Source organism: Streptomyces sp. NBC_00873 (assembly GCF_045207415.1).
Lineage (GTDB): Bacteria > Actinomycetota > Actinomycetes > Streptomycetales > Streptomycetaceae > Streptomyces.
Window position 1 is genome coordinate 1,643,704 of sequence record NZ_CP108803.1, and the last position, 19,715, is coordinate 1,663,418.

18 protein-coding genes and 1 pseudogene are annotated in these 19,715 nt (G+C 70.5%); 7 read left to right on the forward strand and 12 right to left on the reverse strand.

Going from position 1 to position 19,715, the window contains the following annotated elements; genetic code table 11:
* The first annotated feature begins 14 nt into the window (after positions 1–14).
* On the forward strand, positions 15–833 hold the full coding sequence (pssA, locus tag OH809_RS07690; RefSeq protein WP_406425315.1) for a CDP-diacylglycerol--serine O-phosphatidyltransferase: 819 nt from the start codon (positions 15–17) through the stop codon (positions 831–833).
* 91 nt (positions 834–924) lie between these two features.
* Here pssA and OH809_RS07695 read toward each other — a convergent pair whose 3' ends face one another.
* Together OH809_RS07695 and OH809_RS07700 are read right to left on the reverse strand one after the other, a co-directional pair.
* A complete protein-coding gene (locus OH809_RS07695) occupies positions 925–3,348 on the reverse strand; it encodes a SpoIIE family protein phosphatase (RefSeq protein ID WP_406425313.1) in 2,424 nt (807 codons plus the stop codon).
* 200 nt (positions 3,349–3,548) lie between these two features.
* Positions 3,549–4,403 carry an alpha/beta fold hydrolase gene (locus OH809_RS07700; RefSeq protein ID WP_406423116.1) on the reverse strand — a complete coding sequence of 285 codons (855 nt, stop codon included), beginning with the start codon at positions 4,401–4,403 and terminating at the stop codon, positions 3,549–3,551.
* Positions 4,404–4,465: 62 nt separating this feature from the next.
* On the opposite strand from OH809_RS07700, the gene OH809_RS07705 reads away from it, so the two are divergent.
* Positions 4,466–5,074: a sigma-70 family RNA polymerase sigma factor gene (locus OH809_RS07705; protein ID WP_406423115.1), complete on the forward strand. Its 609-nt coding sequence runs from the start codon at positions 4,466–4,468 to the stop codon at positions 5,072–5,074.
* Between the two features lie 294 nt (positions 5,075–5,368).
* Here OH809_RS07705 and OH809_RS07710 read toward each other — a convergent pair whose 3' ends face one another.
* A complete protein-coding gene (locus OH809_RS07710) occupies positions 5,369–6,484 on the reverse strand; it encodes a glycerate kinase (protein ID WP_406425311.1) in 1,116 nt (371 codons plus the stop codon).
* A gap of 151 nt (positions 6,485–6,635) precedes the next feature.
* Between OH809_RS07710 and OH809_RS07715 the strand changes: the two genes are divergently transcribed.
* Both OH809_RS07715 and OH809_RS07720 read left to right on the forward strand, forming a co-directional pair.
* On the forward strand, positions 6,636–7,130 hold the full coding sequence (locus OH809_RS07715) for an NUDIX domain-containing protein (protein WP_406423114.1): 495 nt from the start codon (positions 6,636–6,638) through the stop codon (positions 7,128–7,130).
* A 374-nt stretch (positions 7,131–7,504) separates the two neighbouring features.
* The gene (locus OH809_RS07720; protein ID WP_406423113.1) at positions 7,505–8,248 is read left to right on the forward strand and encodes an SIR2 family NAD-dependent protein deacylase; all 744 of its coding nucleotides are present in this window, start codon (positions 7,505–7,507) and stop codon (positions 8,246–8,248) included.
* Here OH809_RS07720 and OH809_RS07725 read toward each other — a convergent pair.
* Positions 8,245–8,655, reverse strand: a complete 411-nt coding sequence (locus tag OH809_RS07725) for a (2Fe-2S) ferredoxin domain-containing protein (protein ID WP_406423112.1) — start codon at positions 8,653–8,655, stop codon at positions 8,245–8,247. The two genes, OH809_RS07720 and OH809_RS07725, sit on opposite strands and share 4 nt — an antisense overlap.
* 350 nt (positions 8,656–9,005) lie before the next feature.
* Here OH809_RS07725 and OH809_RS07730 point away from each other — a divergent pair, with 350 nt between their 5' ends.
* Positions 9,006–9,590, forward strand: coding sequence for a TMEM165/GDT1 family protein (locus tag OH809_RS07730; protein ID WP_406423111.1), 585 nt, complete (start codon positions 9,006–9,008; stop codon positions 9,588–9,590).
* 81 nt (positions 9,591–9,671) lie between these two features.
* Here the strand turns inward: OH809_RS07730 and OH809_RS07735 are convergent, their stop codons facing one another.
* The 4 genes and pseudogenes from OH809_RS07735 to OH809_RS07750 form a co-directional block, all read right to left on the reverse strand.
* Entirely contained in the window at positions 9,672–10,190 is a 519-nt protein-coding gene (locus tag OH809_RS07735; protein ID WP_406423110.1) for a methylated-DNA--[protein]-cysteine S-methyltransferase, read from the reverse strand.
* A 12-nt stretch (positions 10,191–10,202) separates the two neighbouring features.
* Complete coding sequence (locus tag OH809_RS07740; protein WP_406423109.1) at positions 10,203–11,675, reverse strand: AlkA N-terminal domain-containing protein; 1,473 nt, start codon at positions 11,673–11,675, stop codon at positions 10,203–10,205.
* Between the two features lie 49 nt (positions 11,676–11,724).
* Entirely contained in the window at positions 11,725–12,261 is a 537-nt protein-coding gene (locus tag OH809_RS07745; protein ID WP_406423108.1) for an O-acetyl-ADP-ribose deacetylase, read from the reverse strand.
* Positions 12,262–12,320: 59 nt separating this feature from the next.
* Positions 12,321–12,485, reverse strand: a pseudogene (locus OH809_RS07750) (TetR family transcriptional regulator); the annotation flags it as partial.
* Between the two features lie 379 nt (positions 12,486–12,864).
* Between OH809_RS07750 and OH809_RS07755 the strand changes: the two are divergent.
* On the forward strand, positions 12,865–13,095 hold the full coding sequence (locus OH809_RS07755) for a hypothetical protein (RefSeq protein ID WP_406423107.1): 231 nt from the start codon (positions 12,865–12,867) through the stop codon (positions 13,093–13,095).
* A gap of 19 nt (positions 13,096–13,114) precedes the next feature.
* On the opposite strand, the gene tatA is transcribed toward OH809_RS07755, so the two are convergent.
* Positions 13,115–13,405, reverse strand: a complete 291-nt coding sequence (gene tatA / locus OH809_RS07760; protein ID WP_406423106.1) for a Sec-independent protein translocase subunit TatA — start codon at positions 13,403–13,405, stop codon at positions 13,115–13,117.
* Positions 13,406–13,543: 138 nt separating this feature from the next.
* On the opposite strand from tatA, the gene OH809_RS07765 reads away from it, so the two are divergent.
* The gene (locus OH809_RS07765) at positions 13,544–15,070 is read left to right on the forward strand and encodes an LCP family protein (protein ID WP_406423105.1); all 1,527 of its coding nucleotides are present in this window, start codon (positions 13,544–13,546) and stop codon (positions 15,068–15,070) included.
* A 366-nt stretch (positions 15,071–15,436) separates the two neighbouring features.
* On the opposite strand, the gene OH809_RS07770 is transcribed toward OH809_RS07765, so the two are convergent.
* The 3 genes from OH809_RS07770 to OH809_RS07780 all read right to left on the reverse strand — a co-directional run bounded on the left by OH809_RS07770 (position 15,437) and on the right by OH809_RS07780 (position 19,382).
* Complete coding sequence (locus OH809_RS07770) at positions 15,437–16,021, reverse strand: TerD family protein (RefSeq protein ID WP_406423104.1); 585 nt, start codon at positions 16,019–16,021, stop codon at positions 15,437–15,439.
* Between the two features lie 369 nt (positions 16,022–16,390).
* A complete protein-coding gene (gene mgtA, locus OH809_RS07775) occupies positions 16,391–18,988 on the reverse strand; it encodes a magnesium-translocating P-type ATPase (protein WP_406423103.1) in 2,598 nt (865 codons plus the stop codon).
* 31 nt (positions 18,989–19,019) lie between these two features.
* Complete coding sequence (locus OH809_RS07780) at positions 19,020–19,382, reverse strand: ArsR/SmtB family transcription factor (protein ID WP_406423102.1); 363 nt, start codon at positions 19,380–19,382, stop codon at positions 19,020–19,022.
* Positions 19,383–19,715: the final 333 nt, after the last annotated feature.

Here is a 19,715-nt window from a genome sequence, read left to right on the forward strand (position 1 = left end):
CGCAGGCCGGCTGGGTGCCGGAGAGCGAGTGCGAGGACGACGTCGACGACATGCCGCTCTCCATGCGGCTGTCGATAGCGGACACCCTTACTCTCGGTAACGCTACGTGCGGTTTCATGGCGGTGTACTTCACCACCACGGGAATCCTCATCCCGCACCTCACGGGCAGCGACGAGAGCGGCATGGCCCGGCACTCCGCGGCCACTGCCGTGATCCTGATGCTCCTCGCCGCGGTCTTCGACCTCTTCGACGGGCTGGTGGCGCGCAAGCTCCGCTCCTCGCCGATGGGCGCGGAGCTGGACAACCTCTCGGACCTGATCAGCTTCGGGCTGGCCCCGGCGTACTTCGTGCTCGTGTACGGCATGGTCGCGGACGACGCCTACCAGCGGGTGTCGGCGCTCGCGGCGATCGTCGTCCTGCTGGCCGTGGTGCTGAGACTTGCCAGATTCTCCTGCGTGACCATGAAGGACGGCATGTTCCAGGGCATGCCGAGCCCCTTCGGAGCGCTCACGGTCGTCTCGATCGTGCTCCTGGAGCTGCCCTTCGTACCGACGCTCCTCGCGATCATCGGAGTGGCGTGGCTGATGGTCAGCCGGGTCGAGTACCCGAAGCCGCGGGGAGTCCTCGCGGTGGCGATGCTCAGCTGGATCGTGGCCGCGATGGGTCTGCTCGCCGCATGGGCGTTCGATGCCCCCAGCGGTCGCCTGCTCCTGCAGACCGGCTGCGCGCTGCAGGTGGTCCTGGGAGCGGTCATCCCGCTCTTCGCGACGGCGCGGCGGGTGAACACCTTCCGCGACAACCGGCGCGAGGCCCGGGCGGCTCAGCTGCCCTAGGACTGCGCGGCGGAGCCGCACAGAACGTATGACGAGGGCCCGGGTGCTTCCCCAGCACCCGGGCCCTCCCGCTTGTCCGGTCGGGCACCCGCTACGCGCCCCGCGCGCGGACCCAGCGGGCGGCGAGCAGGACGGCGATGTCGTCGGGGCGGTCGGGCTCCCGTCTCGCCTCCCTGATCACCAGGTCCGCCATGCCGGCGAGGGACGGCGCGTCGGCTGCCTCGATGATTGCGCGCAGCCGCTCGACGCCGTCGTCGATATCGGCCCCCGCCTGCTCGACCAGTCCGTCGGTGTAGAGCGCAAGGATCGCGCCCGGGGGCAGCTGCAGGCTGCTGACGGGATAAGTGGCGCCAGGGGTGACGCCGAGCACCACCCCGCCGGGGATTTCCAGGACCTCGGTCGTGCCGTCGGGGTTGCGGAGCAGGGGTTGCGGGTGCCCGGCCCGGACGAGCTGCGTCCGACCGGTGGCGGGGTCGAGGACGATGTAGCAGCAGCTGGCGATCTGGCCCGGGTCGAGGTCGATGAGCAGCCGGTTGGTGCCGCTCACCACTTCCTGCGGCTCGTGCCCGCTGAGCGCGAAGGCGCGTACGGCGCTGCGCAGCTGGCCCATCGTCGCCGCGGCGGCGACACCGTGCCCCTGGACGTCCCCGATGACCAGGGCCAGCCCCTGGTCGGTCTCGATGACGTCGTACCAGTCGCCGCCGATGTCCATGCCCTGGGTGCCGGGGAGGTACCGCCCTGCGGTGTCGACCTGGTCGAGTACGGGCAGCCGGTGCGGCAGCAGAGCGTTCTGCAGGCCGCGGGCCACGGCGGACTCGGTGTCGTACCGCTGGGCTCGCCTGAGGGCCTGGGCGATGAGTCCGGCGAGCGCGGTGAGAACCGTGCGTTCCTCGGGGCTGAAGCCGCGTGGCTGCTCGAAGCCGAGGACGCAGGAGCCGACGGGCCGCCCGGAGGCGATGAGCGGAAGGAAGGCGCGGGCACCGACGTTCGCGTCCAGGGGAATGCCGGGGTAGGCGGAGGCCAGGCGCTGCATGGATTCGAAGAAGATGGGGCGGCCGGTGGTGAGCGACTCGACGCCGGGCAGATGGGCGTCGAGCGTGACGCCGTCGAAGCGGTTCAGGAAGCCGTGCGGGAAGCCGGTCTCCCAGGCCAGGTAGAGGTGGCGTTCATGCAGCAGGTAGATCGCCAGCTGCCTGCCGCCGAACGCAGGGAGCAGCTCCTGGGTGACCACCGCGGAGACCTGGCGGGCGGTGACCGCCTCCGTCAGCGCGATCGCGAGGGCGACGGGACGGTACACCCCGGCCGCGCCCTCCAGTCCCTCGCCCGATGCGACGGAGTCGCCCGGCGGGAAGGAGGGCTCTTCCGTGGGGGAGAGTGTGGCGGTCACGCCGTCGTGGCCCGGGTACAGGGACACCGCCAGCCAGTCCCGCTCGGTGCGGCGCGCGAGGAAGTGCACCGGTTCGCGGGACAGCAGTGCGGCCCGGTGGTGGTCCTCGTAGGCGGGATGCCCGAACCACGGCAGGGCCTCCCACAGGAGGCTTCCGACCAGCTCGGCCCGCTGCCTGCCGAGCAGCTCCTTCGCCAGCTGGTTGACGTAGGTGATCCGTCCGAGCCGGTCGAGCGAGAAGATGCCGCGCGGGAGCCGGTCGGCGGCCTCGGCGATGACCGCTCCGGCCCCGAGGTCCACCAGGAATCCGGTCAGTGTCCCGGCCGCGCTGCTGTGCGGTGGCTGGGCCCAGCGGCTGGAGAGTTCCAGGAGGTTGGTCCGGCCGTCGGGGCCGCGCAACCGCATCCTGCGTACGAGCGGTCCGCCCGCGCTCGCCGCCTGGCGGGCGAGGGTCCACAGTCCGTACACGTCCTCCGGCGCCAGCAGCGCCATCAGGGCGTCGACGGTGCCCGGGAACCGCGCGGGCTCGGTGCCGAGGATCCCGCACAGCTCCGCGTCGGCGTCGACGGCACCGGTTTCGAGGTCCCAGTCGAAGTGCCCGATCCGTACCGGTGGCACGGTGACGGAGGGCAGCTGCACGGGGACCGGCTCGCCGTCCCATACGACCTTGGTGCCCCCGGCCGCCAGTCCGGCGAGCTCCGCACCGAGCCGATCGGCGATGTCGCGGAGCGCGCGCCGGTCGGCGTGTGAGACGGGTTTGCCGGGGGTGGCCGGGCGCAGCACCACGAGGACGCCGAACTTCTCCTGGCCGCCGAAGACGGGCACGTACAGCGAACCGAACGGGAACGGCATGCCCGCCATCAGCTGCGGGAACCTGCGCATGCCCTCCTCGACGTCGGCGAGGTGGACGGGCTTCCCCGAGCGGTACGCCTCGGCCACGGGGAAGGGCCGGTTCACATGCATGCGCCGCCAGGGGCGGAACAGCTGGGTCGGCAGCCCGGCGAGCACGGAGAGACGCAGCAGCCCGGGGTCACGAGAGCACAGATATATGCCGCCGGCATACCCATCGGCGGACTCGATCGCGCTCACTGCGGCCTGCGCGAGCACCAGGGACAATTCGTCCGGCACCCCGCCGCCGCTCGCCCTCCCCGGCACCACCACGTTCTCGGGCGGAGGGTACGGGGGCAGGCCGTACGAGGTCACACAGCCAGGATGCGCCCCGGCCCGCCTGCGGCGCACCTCGGTGCCCGGGCGGGGATGAGTGCGAGGCGTGGGCCGGACGCCGCGGAAGACGTAATGACGAGGGGTGCTGGCCTCCGCGGTGAATCTCAGAATCCAGGGGCGTGAGCAGCTCCTCGACCCAGGAATGCCGCGGTGGTCGCCACGAACCGGTCGGCGTCGTCGAGCCAGGGGTAGTGGCCCGCCCCCGGCTGCACCACGAACGTGGCGTCAGGGAACAGCCCCGCGAACTCGGCCACCGACTGAGGGGGGCTGTTCACGTCGTACTCTCCGGCGAGCAGCAGGACGGGGGCCTCGCAGGCGGCGAGCGCCGCACGAGTGGTCTCCGGGTTGAAGGCACCCTCGGCCGCGAAGAGAGCGACAGCTTCCTTGTTCCTCGGCCGGCCGGCTGCATGGTGCTTCTGTGCCGCGGCGTCCCAGCGGCCGCAGAAGAAGGGGGTGGTGGCCTCCCAGTCGCTGCCCGTGCCCTGGGCGATCGCCTCCAAGGCGGCGAACGCGGCCGGGAACCACGGCTCGTTCTTCCGAAGCTGCGCGAGCTCGAGTCGCGTCTCCCCGGTGATCGCTATACCGACAGCTCGGGTACCGGGGCCGATCAAGGCGAGCTTGCTGACCTTCTTCGGGTACCGGGCCGCGTATTGCGTCGCAATATTCGTGCCGGCGGAGTGGCCGAGCAGGTCCATCCGGGGAAGCCCGAGGTGTACGCGCAGCGCCTCGACGTCATCGACCAGGTGATCGCAGCGGTAGGAAGAGGTGTCTTGGGGAATCGCGGACCGGCCGGTGCCGCGCAGGTCCAGGACGATAAGCCGACGGTGCGTGGACAGGCCGCCGAGGTCGCCGAGGTAGATGGAGTCCGTGGGACCCCCCGGGAGGCAGACGACCGGGTCGCCGTCTCCGATCACGCGGTAGGCGAGCCGGGTTCCGTCAGGTGCGGAGAAGGTAGGCATGAGGCGAACCCTGCCAATAATAACCAGGTTATAGCGACGGGAGTCAGGTATATAACCGAGCTATGGCAGGCGAAGAGAAATCGCGTCGGACCCCCGAGACGCTGACCGAGGAGCAGGCCGAGCGGATGCTCGCCGACATGAACGACGTCATCCGTGCGGGCGAGGAGATGCGGAAGCTACGTACCGAAATGATCAAGCTGTTCACTGACTTCGGCTGGACCCAGGACAAAATTGCCCAGCTCACCGACATGAGTCAGCCCGCCGTGTCCAAGCAGGTGAAGAAGCACAAGGAGGGCGACCCGCTGCCCCGGATGGGGCTCTCCCTCGAACAGCGCGACGCGCCCTGGCTCGAAGGACGCCTGTGGGGCCTCGCCGAGGAAATGTCCGAGACCTTCTGCGATGCCGCCCGCTGTACGCGCTCCGTCAACGCCATAGCCCGGGGAAAAAAGCGCTTCACGCCCCAGAACGTCGACGAACTGCGGCGCCTCGTCGAAGAGGACCTGATGCTGCATCGGGCAGAGCTGCCCGGCAGCTACCGGCGCGCGTACGACGAGATCAGCCGTGGTCTCGACGTCCCCGTCCCCTCGAAGATCACTACCACCGCTCCGGCCTCGGTGCGCCGCGCCCTTGCCCGCCAGATCCAACGCGACCGTCTCAGGGGCGACGCCTAGCCGCAATGCCAGATGCCAGTGACTCACTGGTTTCCGTTGCGTGTGCGCTTGGCCGACGGGTTGAGCGGAGCGGTTCGGTGGTGTGGCGCGATGGTGACTGCGGACCCAGATCACGGCGGACCACGCCTTCTGACGCCGCCCGCTCCGGCACGGTCCCGTCGTCCGAGGCATCGGAGAGGGGCGGGAAGAGCGACGGGGTGGCGACGGAACCGGAACGCACCCGTTGCGGCCCCGGAACGGGTCCGCCCCGGGCGCCCCGCCCCGCCCGATCAGCTCAGCACGACCGGGGTCCGCTCACAACAGGAAGTCGCGCGCGATCCCCTCCGCCACCCGCTCCAGAAGTGGCCCCGCCTGCACCATGCACACAGCGGGGTCCGGCTCCAGGTCCGTGAGGGCGTACGCGCGCCGGATGCCCGCACGTCCCAGCGCCTGCGGGGGCAGCGCGAGGCGGCCGCAGACCGCCACCACCTCCAGCCCCGCCGCGCGAGCCGCCGCCGCGACGCCCGCCGGAGCCTTGCCGTGCAGGGTCTGCTCGTCGAGGGAGCCCTCCCCCGTGATCACCAGCGTGGCGCGGGACAGCGCCGGGGCGAAGCCGAGGACGTCGAGCATGACCTCGATGCCAGGGCGGAACCGGGCTCCGAGAGCGACGAGCGCCCCGTAACCGATGCCGCCCGCCGCACCCGCCCCGGGCAGTTTCGCGTGGTCCGGGCCTAGGACGGACGCGTAGTGGGTGAGTGCCGCGTCGAGGGTCGCGATGTCGTCCTCGGTCGCGCCCTTCTGCCGCCCGTAGACCTCCGGGGCGCCCTTCGGGCCGGTCAGCGGGTTGTCCACGTCGCTGGCGAGGATCAGGTCCACGTCGGCCAGCCGTGGGTCGAGGCCGGTCAGATCCGCCTCGGCCAGCTCCGCGAGGCCACCGCCCCCGGGGCCGACGGGCTTGCCGTCCGCGTCGAGGAAGCGGGCGCCGAGTGCGGCGAGCATGCCCGCGCCGCCGTCCGTGGTGGCACTGCCGCCGACCCCGAACACAACGGTCCGGGCGCCCGCTTCGAGCGCCGCGGCCAGCAGTTCGCCGGAGCCGTACGTCGTGGCCGTCAGGGGGGCGAACACCCCCGCCGGAAGATGCTGAAGGCCTGAGGCCTCGGCCATCTCCACCACCGCGGTGGTGCCCCGCAGGGCGTACGCCGCGGTCACGGTCTCCCCGCGTGGCCCGGTCACCTGCGCCTCGCGCCGCTCGAATCCGGCGGCCACCGCCGCCGCCACCGTGCCGTCGCCGCCGTCCGCCACGGGCAGGGTCTCGACCTGCACCTGGGGAACGACGCGCCGCAGCCCGGCCGTCACCCGCTCCGCGACCTGTACCGCCGTGAGCGAGCCCTTGAACTTGTCCGCCGCGACGAGCACGCGGGCGGTCTCCATCACTGCTCCGTCCGTCACCTTGCATCCCTTGCTTTCGAACAGGCAGTCGCGCCGCCCCGACCCTATCCGGAGCACCGGCCGTCTGCCCATGGGTGTCCGGGCCCTGGACCTGCGGAACGGCGGACGCGCAGGCCCCCATTACGCTGCGCACGTGACCACCACTGACTACACCACGTACATCGCAGGACTGCCCAAGGTGCTGGCCGCCGCGGCAACCGTCTTCCGGGACGGGGAAGGACGAGTGCTGCTCGTCGAGCCGAACTACCGGGACGGCTGGGCCCTGCCCGGTGGAACGATCGAGTCCGACGAGGGCGAGACCCCGCGGCAGGCCGCACGCCGCGAAACGGTCGAGGAGATCGGCCTCGATCTGGAGCCGGGACGGCTGCTGGCGATCGACTGGGCACGCAGCCCCGAGCGGCCTCCGATCGCCGCCTACCTGTACGACGGCGGGGTCCTGGACGCGGCGCAGTTGACGGCGATCCGGCTGCAGGAGGAGGAGCTCCTCTCCTGGAAGCTGGTGGAACGCGGCGCACTCGACGGGTATCTGCCCGGTCCCCTCGGACACCGGGTCCGGGCGGCGCTGGAGGTGCTCGACTCCGGAGCGGGCGCCGTGGAGCTGGAGGACGGCAGGCCCGTCGCCTCCTGACGTCCTGACTCGCGGTCATTCATCCCGTATCGGCATCGTGCGCCTACGCGTCCCGATCTTCTGACGTGTCGTCACAATGATCTTCCGTAAGGAAGTTGTCGGCATCGCAGGAAGCGCGGCCGCAGATCAGGCCCCGGCTCCGGCCTCGCATGCGGCTTCCGTACCGCTACCGCTCCCGGCGGACGGCGGCGCCCGGCAGTCCGGTCATGTCCATGCTAAGTGGCGGGCTGGCGTTCGGTCCCGGGTCCGGCGACCGGCGCGGCAAGCGGGGCACGCACTGTCGCCGTCGCCGGCAGACGGCAGTGTGACGACAGGACCCAGCACCGGCCGATATCACCTCGCGGGCGGCAGCCGCCGCTGCGTACGCTCGCCGTATGACTCTCGTCGCGATCCTCAGCGGCGCCGGAATCTCCACGGATTCCGGCATCCCCGACTACCGCGGGCCGAACGGGCTCTGGCGGAAGGACCCGGAGGCCGAGAAGCTCGTCACGTACGACTTCTACATGGCGGATCCGGAGATCCGCCGCCGCTCCTGGCAGATGCGCCGCACCAGCGCGACCTGGCGCGCCGAGCCGAACGCGGCCCACCGTGCCGTGGCGGACCTGGAGCGGTCCGGGGTCCCCGTGCGGGTGATCACGCAGAACGTCGACGGACTGCATCAACTGGCCGGCCTCTCCGCCCGCAAGGTCCTCGAACTGCACGGCACCGCGCGTCAGGTGGTCTGTACCCGCTGCCACGCCCGCTCACCGATGGCGGCGGCGCTGACCCGGGTGGAGGCGGGTGAGGCGGACCCGGCGTGCACGGTCTGCGGCGGCATCCTGAAGTCGGCGACCGTCATGTTCGGTGAGCGGCTCGATCCAGTGGTGCTGGGCGAAGCGATGTCGATCGCGAAGGCGTGCGAGGTGTTCATAGCGGTCGGTACGACGCTGCAGGTACAGCCCGCCGCGTCGCTGGCCGGGATCGCGGCGGAGCACGGGGCGCGGCTGATCGTGTTGAACGCCGAGCCGACGCCGTACGACGAACTGGCGCAGGAGACGATCCGCGAGCCCATCGGGACCGCGCTGCCGTCGCTGCTCGCGCGGCTGTCCGCCGAGGCAGCCACGGGGACCGGCGGCTAGGCTCTGTCCAGTTCCTGCGCGATGCGGCGCGAGGGCCGGAACGTGTAGAGGTCGAGAATGTCGGGGGCGTCCGCGAGGCCGGGGCCGCCCGCCTCGACCCAGGTGGCGAGGTCGGCGACGGCATCCGGGTCGTTGACCAGGCCGAGCCAGACCGGGCGGCCACCCGCCCTCCTGCCCTCGGCCGACGGCTGCACGACCATCACATTGGCCTGCTCGCACGCGTCCAGACATTCGACGGCCCGCACCGTGGCGATCTCGCCGAGTGACCGGCGCAGCGTGGCGAGCTGTCCGGCATGGTCCACGTCCGGGATCTTCGGCGTACCGCAGCAGCAGCCGCGGCAGACGCTGACGGTGGGGCGGGGCGCGCCCTGGGCGGGCGCGGCGGCCTTGCGCGTGCGGCGGCTCATGCGGGAATGCTCCAGGTGGTGGCGCGGATGATCACCGTGGGACTCTATCGAGCACTCTCCGCAATCGAACACCTGCACCCTCTCTCGCGGCGGCCGAGTGAACCGGTGAGGTAAGGTGGGTGGCTGCGAAGGGGAGTAGCCCCGCAAACCGGTCGTCGACACACTGGAACCCCCGGGTTCCCGGTGGCCGGGCTCGTAGATCATTACGGGCGGGCGAGACCTTCGGTCAGGTATGACACGCCCGCACCCTGTGGGCGCTGCAGTCATGCCGGGCCGAGTGGTCCTCCGAAAAGCCCGAGTGGCGCTTCGCGGAAAGGCCCGGGCCCGGCTCTCACAGAAAGCCACCCGGAATGCATCTCGACCCCCTGGCGATCGTCACCGCCTTCGGGCTGATCTTCCTCGCGGAGCTCCCCGACAAGACCATGTTCGCGTCGCTGGCCATGGGCACGCGCATGCGGCCGCTCTACGTCTGGTTCGGCACCTCGTCCGCGTTCCTCGTGCATGTCGCGATCGCCGTCGGCGCGGGCGGTCTGATCGGGCTGCTGCCCGACTGGATCGTCAAGCTCGTCTCGGCCGCCCTCTTCGCGTTCGGCGCGTTCATGCTGCTGCGCACCGGCGGCGGCGACGGCGACGAGGAGAGCGAAACCAGGACCGTGACCGGCTTCTGGCCGGTCTACTCGACCGCGTTCATGGCGGTGTTCATCAGCGAATGGGGTGACCTCACCCAGATCACCACCGCCAACCTGGCCGCCAGTAACGGCACCTGGTCCACGGCCATCGGGTCCGCGGCCGCTCTGATGTCCGTCTCGGCGCTGGCCCTGGTCGCCGGGCGCTTCATCGCCAAGCGGGTGCCGCTCAAGACGGTGCAGCGCATCGGTGGCCTGTGCATGCTGGGGCTGGCGATCTGGTCGGTCGTCGAGATTTTCATGGCCTGAGCCGGTCCATGACGCAGCCACCACGAAGCCCGACGGCCGCCCCGTGCGTCCGCCGGGCTTCGGCGTGTCCGGAGCACGGCACTAGAAGAGCGCCGGTGTGTCGCCCTCCGTGCCGTTCTCGAAAGCCAGCAGCCGCTGCTTGCGGTCGAGTCCGCCGCCATAGCCGGTGAGGCTGCCCGACGCTCCGATGACCCGGTGGCAGGGGACGATGATCCCGACCGGGTTCTTGCCGTTGGCCAGGCCCACAGCGCGGGAAGCACCCGGCTTGCCCAGGTTTTCGGCGAGTTCCCCGTACGAGCGTGTCTCGCCGTACGGGATCGACCGGAGCTGTTCCCAGACGCTGCGCTGGAACGGGGTGCCGTCCAGATACAGGGGCAGGTCGAACTCCCGCAGCTCGCCCGTGAAGTAGGCGTCCAGCTGGCGGATCGTCTCCGTGAAGAGGCGCGGGTCCGGGTCGCCGAAGGTTTCCTCGGGCGGGCGGTGCCGCTGCCCGGTCATATAGAGGCCCGAGAGGACGCCGTCGGTGGCGACGAGGGTCAATGGACCGTACGGGCTGTCGACGACCGTGTGCTGCCGGGTCGCGGCGCGTGTCGCAGTCATGAGTGAACTCCCCTATACAGGCAGGTGATTGATGGGGTGATCGTCGACGGTCCAAAGATACTGGACCGCGTACGCCCGCCAGGGACGCCAGGCCGCCGCGCGTGCGGTCAGCGCCGCGGGGGTCGACGGGAGACCGAGTTCCTCCGCCGCCCGCCGGATGCCGAGGTCGGTGGGGAGGAAGGCGTCCGGGTCGCCGAGCGCCCGCATCGCGATGACCTCGACGGTCCAGGGGCCGAAACCTGGCAGGGTGATGAGTTCGGCCCGGGTCCTCTCCCAGTCGGTGTCGGTGCCGAGTTGCAGCGAGCCGTCGGCGAGAGCGCCGACGAGGGTCGTGAGGGTGGTGCGACGGCTGCGCGGCAGCGCGAGCTGCTCGGGGTCGAGCCCGGCGAGCGCTTCCGGGGTCGGGAAGAGGTGGGTGAGACCGCCCTCGGGGTCGTCGACGGAGACGCCGTGGGCGGTGACCAGGCGGGCCGCGTGAGTGCGGGCGGCAGCGGTCGAGACCTGCTGGCCGAGCACCGCCCGTACAGCGAACTCCGCCCCGTCGACGGTACGCGGCACTCGCCGCCCCGGCGCCTTGTCGACCAGCGGGGCGAGCAGCGGATCGGCCCGCAGCTGATCGTCGACGGCCACCGGGTCGGCGTCCAGGTCGAGCAGCCAGCGGCAGCGGCTGATGGCGAGGGTGAGATCGCGCGGGTCGGTGAGCGAGAGCCGGCACGCGATGTGGTCGGGGCGCGGAGTGAGGGCGACGATGCCGTGCCCGTACGGGAGGGTGAGCGTCCGGCGGTAGGCGCCGTCGCGCCACTCCTCGACGCCGGGGACCGCGGTCGCGGCGAGATGACCGAAGAGGTTGGAGGGATTGAGCGGGGCCCGGTACGGCAGCCGAAGCGTTATCACTCCCGGCGTCGCCGGCGGTTTCGCGGACCGGGCGGCGCGGGTGCGCAGCTCGCTCGGCGCGAGCGCGAAGACCTCACGGACGGTGTCGTTGAAGGTGCGGATGGAGGAGAACCCGGCCGCGAACGCCACGTCGGCCATGGGGAGTTCGGTCGTCTCGATGAGCAGCCGGGCGGTCTGGGCGCGCTGGGCGCGGGCCAGGGCGAGCGGACCGGCACCCAGCTCGGCGAGCAGCTGCCGCTCGATCTGCCGGGCGGAGTAGCCGAGCCGGGCGGCCAGCCCCGGCACACCCTCGCGGTCGACGACCCCGTCCCCGATGAGCCGCATCGCACGGGCGACGGAGTCGGCGCGGGCGTTCCACTCCGGAGAGCCGGGGCTGGTGTCGGGCCGGCACCGCTTGCACGCCCGGAACCCGGCCTGCTGGCAGGCGGCGGCACTGGGGTAGAAGGTCATGTTCTCGACCTTGGGCGGCACGACGGGGCAGCTCGGACGGCAGTAGATCCTGGTGGTCAGGACGGCCGTGAAGAACCAGCCGTCGAAGCGGGCGTCCTTGGACTGGACGGCCCGTACGCAGCGCTCGGTGTCGGTGTACATGGCTCAAGCATGAGCCACCCGACAGCGCCGGACTGGCGGAAATCCGACATCAGCCTTGCGCTGCCAGGGCTTCTTCGAACTCCGTGTACGCATGTGCGTCGAACAGGACGAATCGCACCTCCTCCACCGGAGCTCCCGCCTCCGCCAGGACCGTCCGGACGGCGATCCGCGCACCGTCGTCCAGGGGCCAGCCGTAGATGCCGGTCGAGATCGCGGGGAAGGCAACGGTCCGCGCAGCCAGCTCGGCGGCCACCCGCAGTGATTCCCGGTAACAGGAGGCCAGCAGCGCGGAGCGGTCCTCGGCGCTGCTCCATACCGGCCCGACCGTATGGATCACCCATCGGGCGTCGAGCTTCCCGGCCGTGGTCGCTACCGCCTGACCGGTCCGTAGCCCTTTTCCGTACTGCGAGGCGCGCAGCTCGCGGCAGGCGGCGAGGATCTCCGGGCCGCCGCGCCGGTGGATCGCGCCGTCGACTCCGCCGCCGCCGAGCAGCGAGGAGTTCGCGGCATTGACGATGGCGTCGACGGACTGCAGGGTGATGTCGCCGCGGACCAGGGTCACCGTGACGGGCGGGGGTGTGCACATGCTCCCATCATGCCGTTCCCGGGGCTGCTCCGCGGGACGGCAACTCCGCCGTACCGCGTTCACCGGCAGGGCGCCAGGTGTGCCGCATGACCGGCCGGCCGGGCAGGACGGCGAGGTTCGCAGGGCGCGCTCGGGCGCCTAGCTAGGCGCCGGGTCACCAGTGCCGGGGACAGTCCGGCTGTGGCTGCCACCGCCCGAGTCGACGTCGCCTCGAAACCGCGCTCGGCGAATAGCTCCTGTCACTCTTCGCCACCGCCCGCATGGCCGCAGCGTAGCCGCCGCGCCCGGCCGTCCAACAGGGACGGGGGCCGACACAGCTCCGGGAGGGAGGGGGGCGGTACACCGCGCCGAAGAGGGCGGCCAGGCCCGCGATCAGCCCCACGACCAGGACGTTGACCAGAACCGCGTAGAGGATGCACAACCAGCCCATCACAATCGGGTGAACCTGACGAAGGGGGCCGGGGTGGAGTCGGTGGCCCGAGCGCCGTTCGACTACCCCGACGCCACGTGATGCCGCGCTCCGCCGATGGCTCGCACGCCGCACGTACCGTCGTGACCCAACTCACTTCACTTCAAAGGTTGCGCAATGCTTAAACTGTCGCCATGAACACAGGCAGCCCGGTGGGGCGGGAAGCGGCTGTACTCGTCGGGGGGGCCGCGGACGGGCTACGGATGCGGGTCACCGACCGGCCACGGACGATCCAGGTGACCTACCCCTGCGAACTGGAAGCCCCGTCGAATGGTGTGCGCGCGGAGGCGCTACACATCTACCGCCGCGACTTCCGGGTGAAGAGTGAGCCGCTGCGGTACGGCTTCGACGGGGCCAGCCCTTGACAGGTGCGTCGCACGCCGCTCAGCGGGCGGTGTCGCTCTCCGTGGCGGGACGGGCCGACGCGGCATCTCCCGGTGCCGCCCGGATGATGGGCGGCACCTCCTGCGCCGAGGTGTTATCGGCAGGAGGGGCGGAGGGCTCCGCGGCCCCGTCCTGCTTCATGGCCTTGGCCTCGCTTTTGAGGATGCGCATCGACTTGCCCAGGGACCGGGCGGTCTCCGGCAGTTTCTTCGAGCCGAACAGCACGACGACCACGATCGCGACGATCAGCAAGTGCCAGGGTTCCAGTCCGTTGCGGAACGTCCCGCCCACCCCATTCCCTTCACCGGACAGAGGTGGGTGCCGAGCGCGCCGCACCATCTGCAATGCTTGCTACATTGCGCAACTGTACAACCTTGTGGTGGGGCCAGTCGTCCCCTCCGTATGAGGCAGACGGATGAGGGCGCACACATGTCAACCAGCCACCCGGCGGCTCTGCCACGCCGCAGGCACACCGCACCTCCGCAGCGGCACGGCGGACACCACAGCGGCAGCACCAGGCGGCGCCGTAAACGCAGTCCCCTGCGGATCGCTCTCGCCATAGCTGCGTCCATACTCGTGCTCGGCACGGCCGGGCTCGGCTGGATCTTCCTGAAGCTGAACGGCAACATCGACACCTTCAGCTCGGATGGTATCTCCGGCGACCGCCCCAGAGCCGCGAAGGGCGAGAACGTCCTCGTCATCGGGTCGGACGCGCGCACCGGCGGCAACAGCGCGCTGGGCGGCGGCGACAAGGGCGACATCGGCCGCTCCGACACCGCCTTCCTGCTGCACGTCTACGCCGACCGCCGGCACGCTGTCGCCATATCCATCCCGCGCGACACCCTGGTCACCATCCCGCCCTGCAAGCTGCCGGACGGCTCCTGGACCAAGACGCGGACCAACACCATGTTCAACGAGGCCTACTCGGTGGGGCAGACAGCCAACGGCAGTCCCGCCTGCACCCAGAACACCGTCGAGGAACTCACCGGGCTGCGCGTGGACCACACGGTGGTCGTCGACTTCAAGGGCCTCGCCAAGCTGACGGACGTGACCGGCGGTGTGAAGGTGTGCCTGCCGCAGGACATCTACCAGAAGGACCTCAACCCCAACCGCACCACCCAGGGCAAACTCCTCTTCAGCAAGGGCGAGCAGACCGTCTCCGGCCAGAAGGCGCTGGACTACGTACGCATCCGGCACGGCATCGGCGACGGCTCCGACATAGGCCGCATCAAGCGCCAACAGGCGTTCGTGGGCAGCCTGATCACGAGGGTGAAGAGCGACGGCCTCACCCCCACCAAGCTGCTGCCGCTCGCCGACGCCGCCACCAAGTCTATGACCGTCGACCCTGGTCTCGGCTCGGCCGACAAAATGATCTCCTTCGCGATGTCCCTGAAGAACATCGACCTGCACAACACCAAGTTCGTCACCATCCCCTGGCGGTACGAGGGTGCACGCGTCGCGATCGTCCAGCCGGACACCGACGAACTCTGGGCCGCATTGAAGGCCGACCGGACCATCGACGGCAAGGACGCCAGCGGCAAGAAGAGCACGGCGACGGCCTCCGCCTCGCCGAGCGCTGACGAGAACCCGTCCGGAGAAGGCGTCGACGTCGCGGTCTACAACGGCACCACCACCAGCGGCCTCGCCGCACGTGCCGCAGCCACCCTTACCGACCACTACTTCACCGTCACCGGTACGGCGAACGCGAGCACCCAGGACCACGCCATCACAGTGATCGAGTACGGACCGGGGCAGAAGAGCCAGGCCCAGAGCGTCGCCAAGCTCTTCCCGAACGCCCAGTTGCACTCGACGACGAGCACGGGCATCAGTGTGACCCTGGGCCGGTCCTACGCGGCTGAGGACGCCTCGGCCGAGGCTACCGCGGTGCCCACCACCGTGGCCGACGACGCCCGCTCGGCCGATGACGACCTGTGCTCCAACCTGTCGTACGGGTAGCACCACCCGGCAAGCCCATGCGCCCACCGCCCAGGAAGGTGAAATCCGAGGCCCGCCCATCCCGATCCGGGGCCGCGCAGGGGGGAGAGGAAGGTGGGCGGATGCGGGCACCATCTGGCCGAGCACGGCAAACAAGGTCGGTGCCATGAGCGCGTTGAAGTGCCGACGGCCTGAGACGAGGGCAAGGAGCCGCTGCGGTACGAGACCGGTCGAGCGCTATGTGGGACCGCAGCCTCTGCCGCAGGTGTGCGCACAGGAACCGAGGGACCGGGCGTGACCGAGCCGGAGGGACGCCTTCGGACGCCGCGAGACCGCCCGGCGGCCCACCGAGCAGATGCAGACCGGGACCGGGCTGGTCATTGCGCGCTACTTGCTGACGGCGAAGCGCATCAGGGCGTGCTCGTTGCCCTGCTTGATCTTCCCCGTCGTATTGATCACTTCGAGCTTCCAGCTGTCGCCGACTCGTACGGCCTTGGCCACGGCGCAGCCGTTGTCCTGAGTGAGCAGGCTCGGCCAGATGTCGGCAACCTGCTGGGAGCTGCCCCCGGTGGCGTCGTACACCTTGAAGCTGATGTTGCGCGCCTTCTGGAAGGAACTGCCCTTCTTGTAGGCGGCGGCGACGAACACTATCGACGTGATGTTGGACGGCATCCTCGCGAACTCGACCGTCACCGTCTCGTCGTCACCGTCCCCGTGCCCGGTCTGGTTGTCGCCACTGTGCACCAAGGAGCCGTTACCCATCGGGTCGAGGGAGTCGAGTCCCGCCAGGCGCACCGGGTCCCCGCCCTGCATCGCGATGGCGATCAGGTCGAGGTCGGTACCGGACTTGCGACGAAGCATGCCCATCACTCCACCGCTGCTGCCGGCAGTCGGATCCCAGGACACCCCGATGGACAGGTGGGTCACTCCGTCCAGATCCGCCGGGCCGTCTTCCTTCTTGAGCGTAATCATGCGTTGGTCATCCTTTTGACGACGGGACTGCGACACCCAGAGTGTGCCTGGGGCTTTCAGAGTTCTTCACATCTGGCCCGCCGATTACCGTCTCGTCCCACTACTTCATCTGCCGGTACAGGGCCACGAAGCCACCGCGAAACCAGCCCCCGTGGCACAGGATTACCCACCGGCAGCGCAGCAGACGATCGACCGGCTCCGGGCCCGCGGGCGATCTTCAACCGGGTCAGCGGGCGACTGAGTGAGCGGCATGCAGGCAGAAGCTGAACCTGCCGTTCCGACCAGCGCGTACACGGCGCAGACCCCGGTAACAGCTGACCGTCTTCGGGGAAGCGCGTTCATGCGATGGCACCTCGCCGATGGAACTGCTCACTGTCGTTCGTAGCGTGCCCTGGCCACCCTCAGCGCGATTGCGTAGAGCGCGAGGACGACAGCAAGCAACGGGTAACAGAGGCCCGGCAACGGTTCCATGCCGAGCAGCGGGGCGAGCGGGGACAGGGGCAGAAGAAGTCCGGCAGCGGCGAGCAGGGCCGCGGCCCGGCCGACCGGTCCCGACGTCCGGCCTTCGGCACCGCGCCGGCCGAGGCGCAGGAGCAGCATCACCAGAGCCTGGGTGAGCAGGTTCTCGGTGAACCAGCCGGAGTGGAACACCGCCTCGTCGTCTCCCGTCCCCGGCCCGTGCAGCGCGAGCGCGAGCACGCCGAAAGTGGCGAGGTCGGCGGCCGCGTTGAGGACGCCGAAGCCGGTGATGAAGCGCAGGAGGTCCCGCGGGCGCAGAACCGTGGGCCGCCGCAGCGCATTGCGTGCGGGACGGTCATAGGCGTAGGCGAGCTGGGCGGCGTCGAAGCACAGGTTCTGCGCCAGGACCTGTGTGGGGAGCATCGGCAGGAAGGGCAGGAGGAGTCCCGCGGCAAGCATCGCGATGACGTTGCCGAGGTTGGAGGAGAGCGTGGTACGCAGATACGTGGCGATGTTGCCGCTGGAGTACCGGCCTGCGGTGATGGCGTGGTCGATCGCGGTGAGGTCCTTGTCGGCCAGCACCACGTCCGCGCTTTCCCGGGTCACGTCCGCGGCGTCGCGCGGACAGATGCCTACGTCGGCGGCGTGCAGTGCGGGAAGGTCGTTGACGCCGTCGCCGAGGAATCCAGTGGTGTGTCCGCCGGCGCGCAGGGCGGTGGTGATCCGGGCCTTGTGCTGCGGTGTGCAGCGGGCGAAGACGGTGGTACTGCGGGCGAGTTCGGTGAGTTCGGTATCGGTGAGAGTATCGATGTCGTCGGCGGTCCGTACGTCTCCGGGAGCGAGGCCCAGGTCGCGGCAGACATGGGCCGCCGTACCGGGGTGGTCACCGGTGAGGACCTTGACGGTGACGCCTCGGTCGGCGAATGCCTTGAGGGCGTCGGCCGCGGTCGGTACGAGCGCGTCCCGCAGGGTGACGAAACCCCGGAAGGTCAGGCCGCGTTCGTCGGCCGGGGTGTAGTCGCGCGTGCGTGCGGGGCGTTCGGCGGTGGCGACCGCCAGCACCCGCAGACCGCTGTCCGCCTGCTCGGCCGCGAGCGCGAGCAGGCGCTCGCGCTCGCGGTCCTCCAGTACGCAGCGTTCCAGTACGGACTCGGCCGCACCTTTGACTACCAGGGTGTGGGTGCCGAGGCGTCCGGGGGTGCGTACGACGGCGGTGGCGAGGCGGCGCACCGGGTCGAAGGGGATGGCCGCGGTGCCCTCGTAGCGTTCCGCCGCGTCCACGTCGGCCGCCTCCAGGATCGCCTCGTCGAAGACGTCCGGCGTGGGCAGGTCGGCGAGCTGAAGGGTCCACCAGGCGTTCACGGAGGCCCAGTGCAGTGTCTCGGGCGTGTCCTTGCCCCTGGCGTCGAGTGCACGGTCCACGACCGGCCGGTCCAGGGTGAGCGTGCCGGTCTTGTCCAGGCACAGCACGTCGACGGCGCCGAGGTCGTGCAGCGCGGGCAGCCGCTTCACGATCACCCCGTGCGAGCGGGCGAGGAGTGACGCGCCGCGGGCCAGGCAGGCGGTGACGATGACCGGCAGCATCTCCGGGGTCAGGCCGACCGCCACCGCGACGGCGAACGGCAGGGTCTCCAGGCCCCGGTCGCGCAGCGCCGCGTTGGCCATCAGCACCAGCGGCGGCGTGAGCAGCATGAACCGGATGAGGATCCAGGAGATGCCGTGCACGGACCGGTCGAAGGCGTTCGCCTCGCGGTGCCCGCGCTCCTCGTATCTGTCGGCCAGCCGCGTGCGCGGCCCGGTCGCCACGACCACCGCGGTGCCGCTGCCTGCGGCGACGCTGCTGCCCTGGAAGCACAGCTGCGGCTGCTCGAAGATCCCGCCCGCGACCGGGGGCGGCACGTCGACGGGGTACTTGGCGACCGGTGCCGACTCCCCGGTCAGCGCCGCCTGGTAGACGCTCAGCCCGCCGGCCCGCAGGAGCCGTATGTCGGCCGGGACCAGGTCTCCCGGTCCGAGGCGGATCACGTCTCCCGGCACCAGTTGGTCGACCGGGATCTCCCGGGCCACGGACGGTGCGTCCTCGTCGGCGCGCCGCAACACGGTCGCCGTGGTCGCGACCAACGCGCGCAGCGTCGTCATCGCCCCCTCCGCCCGGTGCTCGCCGGACGAGCGCAGCACGCAACTGACCACGACCAGCACCATGATCACGCCCGCGGTGCCCCAGGAGGCCACGAGCGCCGAGACCAGGGCGAGGCACAGCAGCACGGCGGTGAACGGATCCCGCAGACTGCGCAGAAAACGCCCGAGCCAGGAATCCGGTCGCCGGGCGGGCACAGTGTTCTCGCCGAACCGGGTCAGACGCTCCTCGGCCTGTACTTCCATCAGCCCGCGCGGCCCGCTGTCCAGCCGTCGCAGCACCTCAAGCGCGGTCGGTGCCGTCCGTTCGCGTATGACTTCGCCGCCGACGGGGCCGTTTCCCGGCGCCGACGCGACTGCGGGCCCGGACATCTCCGAGCCCGTTCCCGCGGTCGCGGAGGTCTCAGGCACCGGTCTCGCGCAGTCGGCCCGTCGGCGCCCATGCTCCCTCGGCACGTGCGGCCAACTGGCCGACCATCAGCCGGACCACGGTCACGATGTCGGGGTCGTCGACGTAGTAGACCTGGCGTCGGCCATCGCGGCGGGAGCGTACGAGACCGGCGAGTCTCAGTTTTGTCAGGTGCTGACTGACCGCGGGCAGGGTCCCACCCACCCGTTCCGCGAGGTGGGTGACATCGCTCTCACCCTGCGCCAGGGACCACATGATGTGCAGCCGCGCCGACGACGCCAGCAACCCGAACGCAGCGGCTGCCTCGGCCAGCACCCCGGCGGGCGGATCCTCGGAGCCACCAACGTCTGCCGCCACAGCCTCTCCCGTCCCGTCGTGATCACCGTCCCCGTGCCTTGGCCCAGTCTAGGTGTCCGGTGCCGGGCGTCCGTGCCCGTCCAGATCATCCAGCCGGTGCTCGCGCATCCGCCCGGCCGTCCGACGAGGACGTCCGGGCGGGCGGCGACAGGATCGGCCGGTCAGTCCTCCTCGTAGTAGTTGTTCACGACCTTCCGGCTCGTCGTCACTGAACGCCTCGTTGAGCAGCGCACCACCGACCAGACCGGTTAATGAGGTTCTCCAGCTCGTCGCGTGACATGCCGGTCAGGAACGGGTGGGAAAGCTCGTTCATGATCCTTGTGCGAGAGGGGG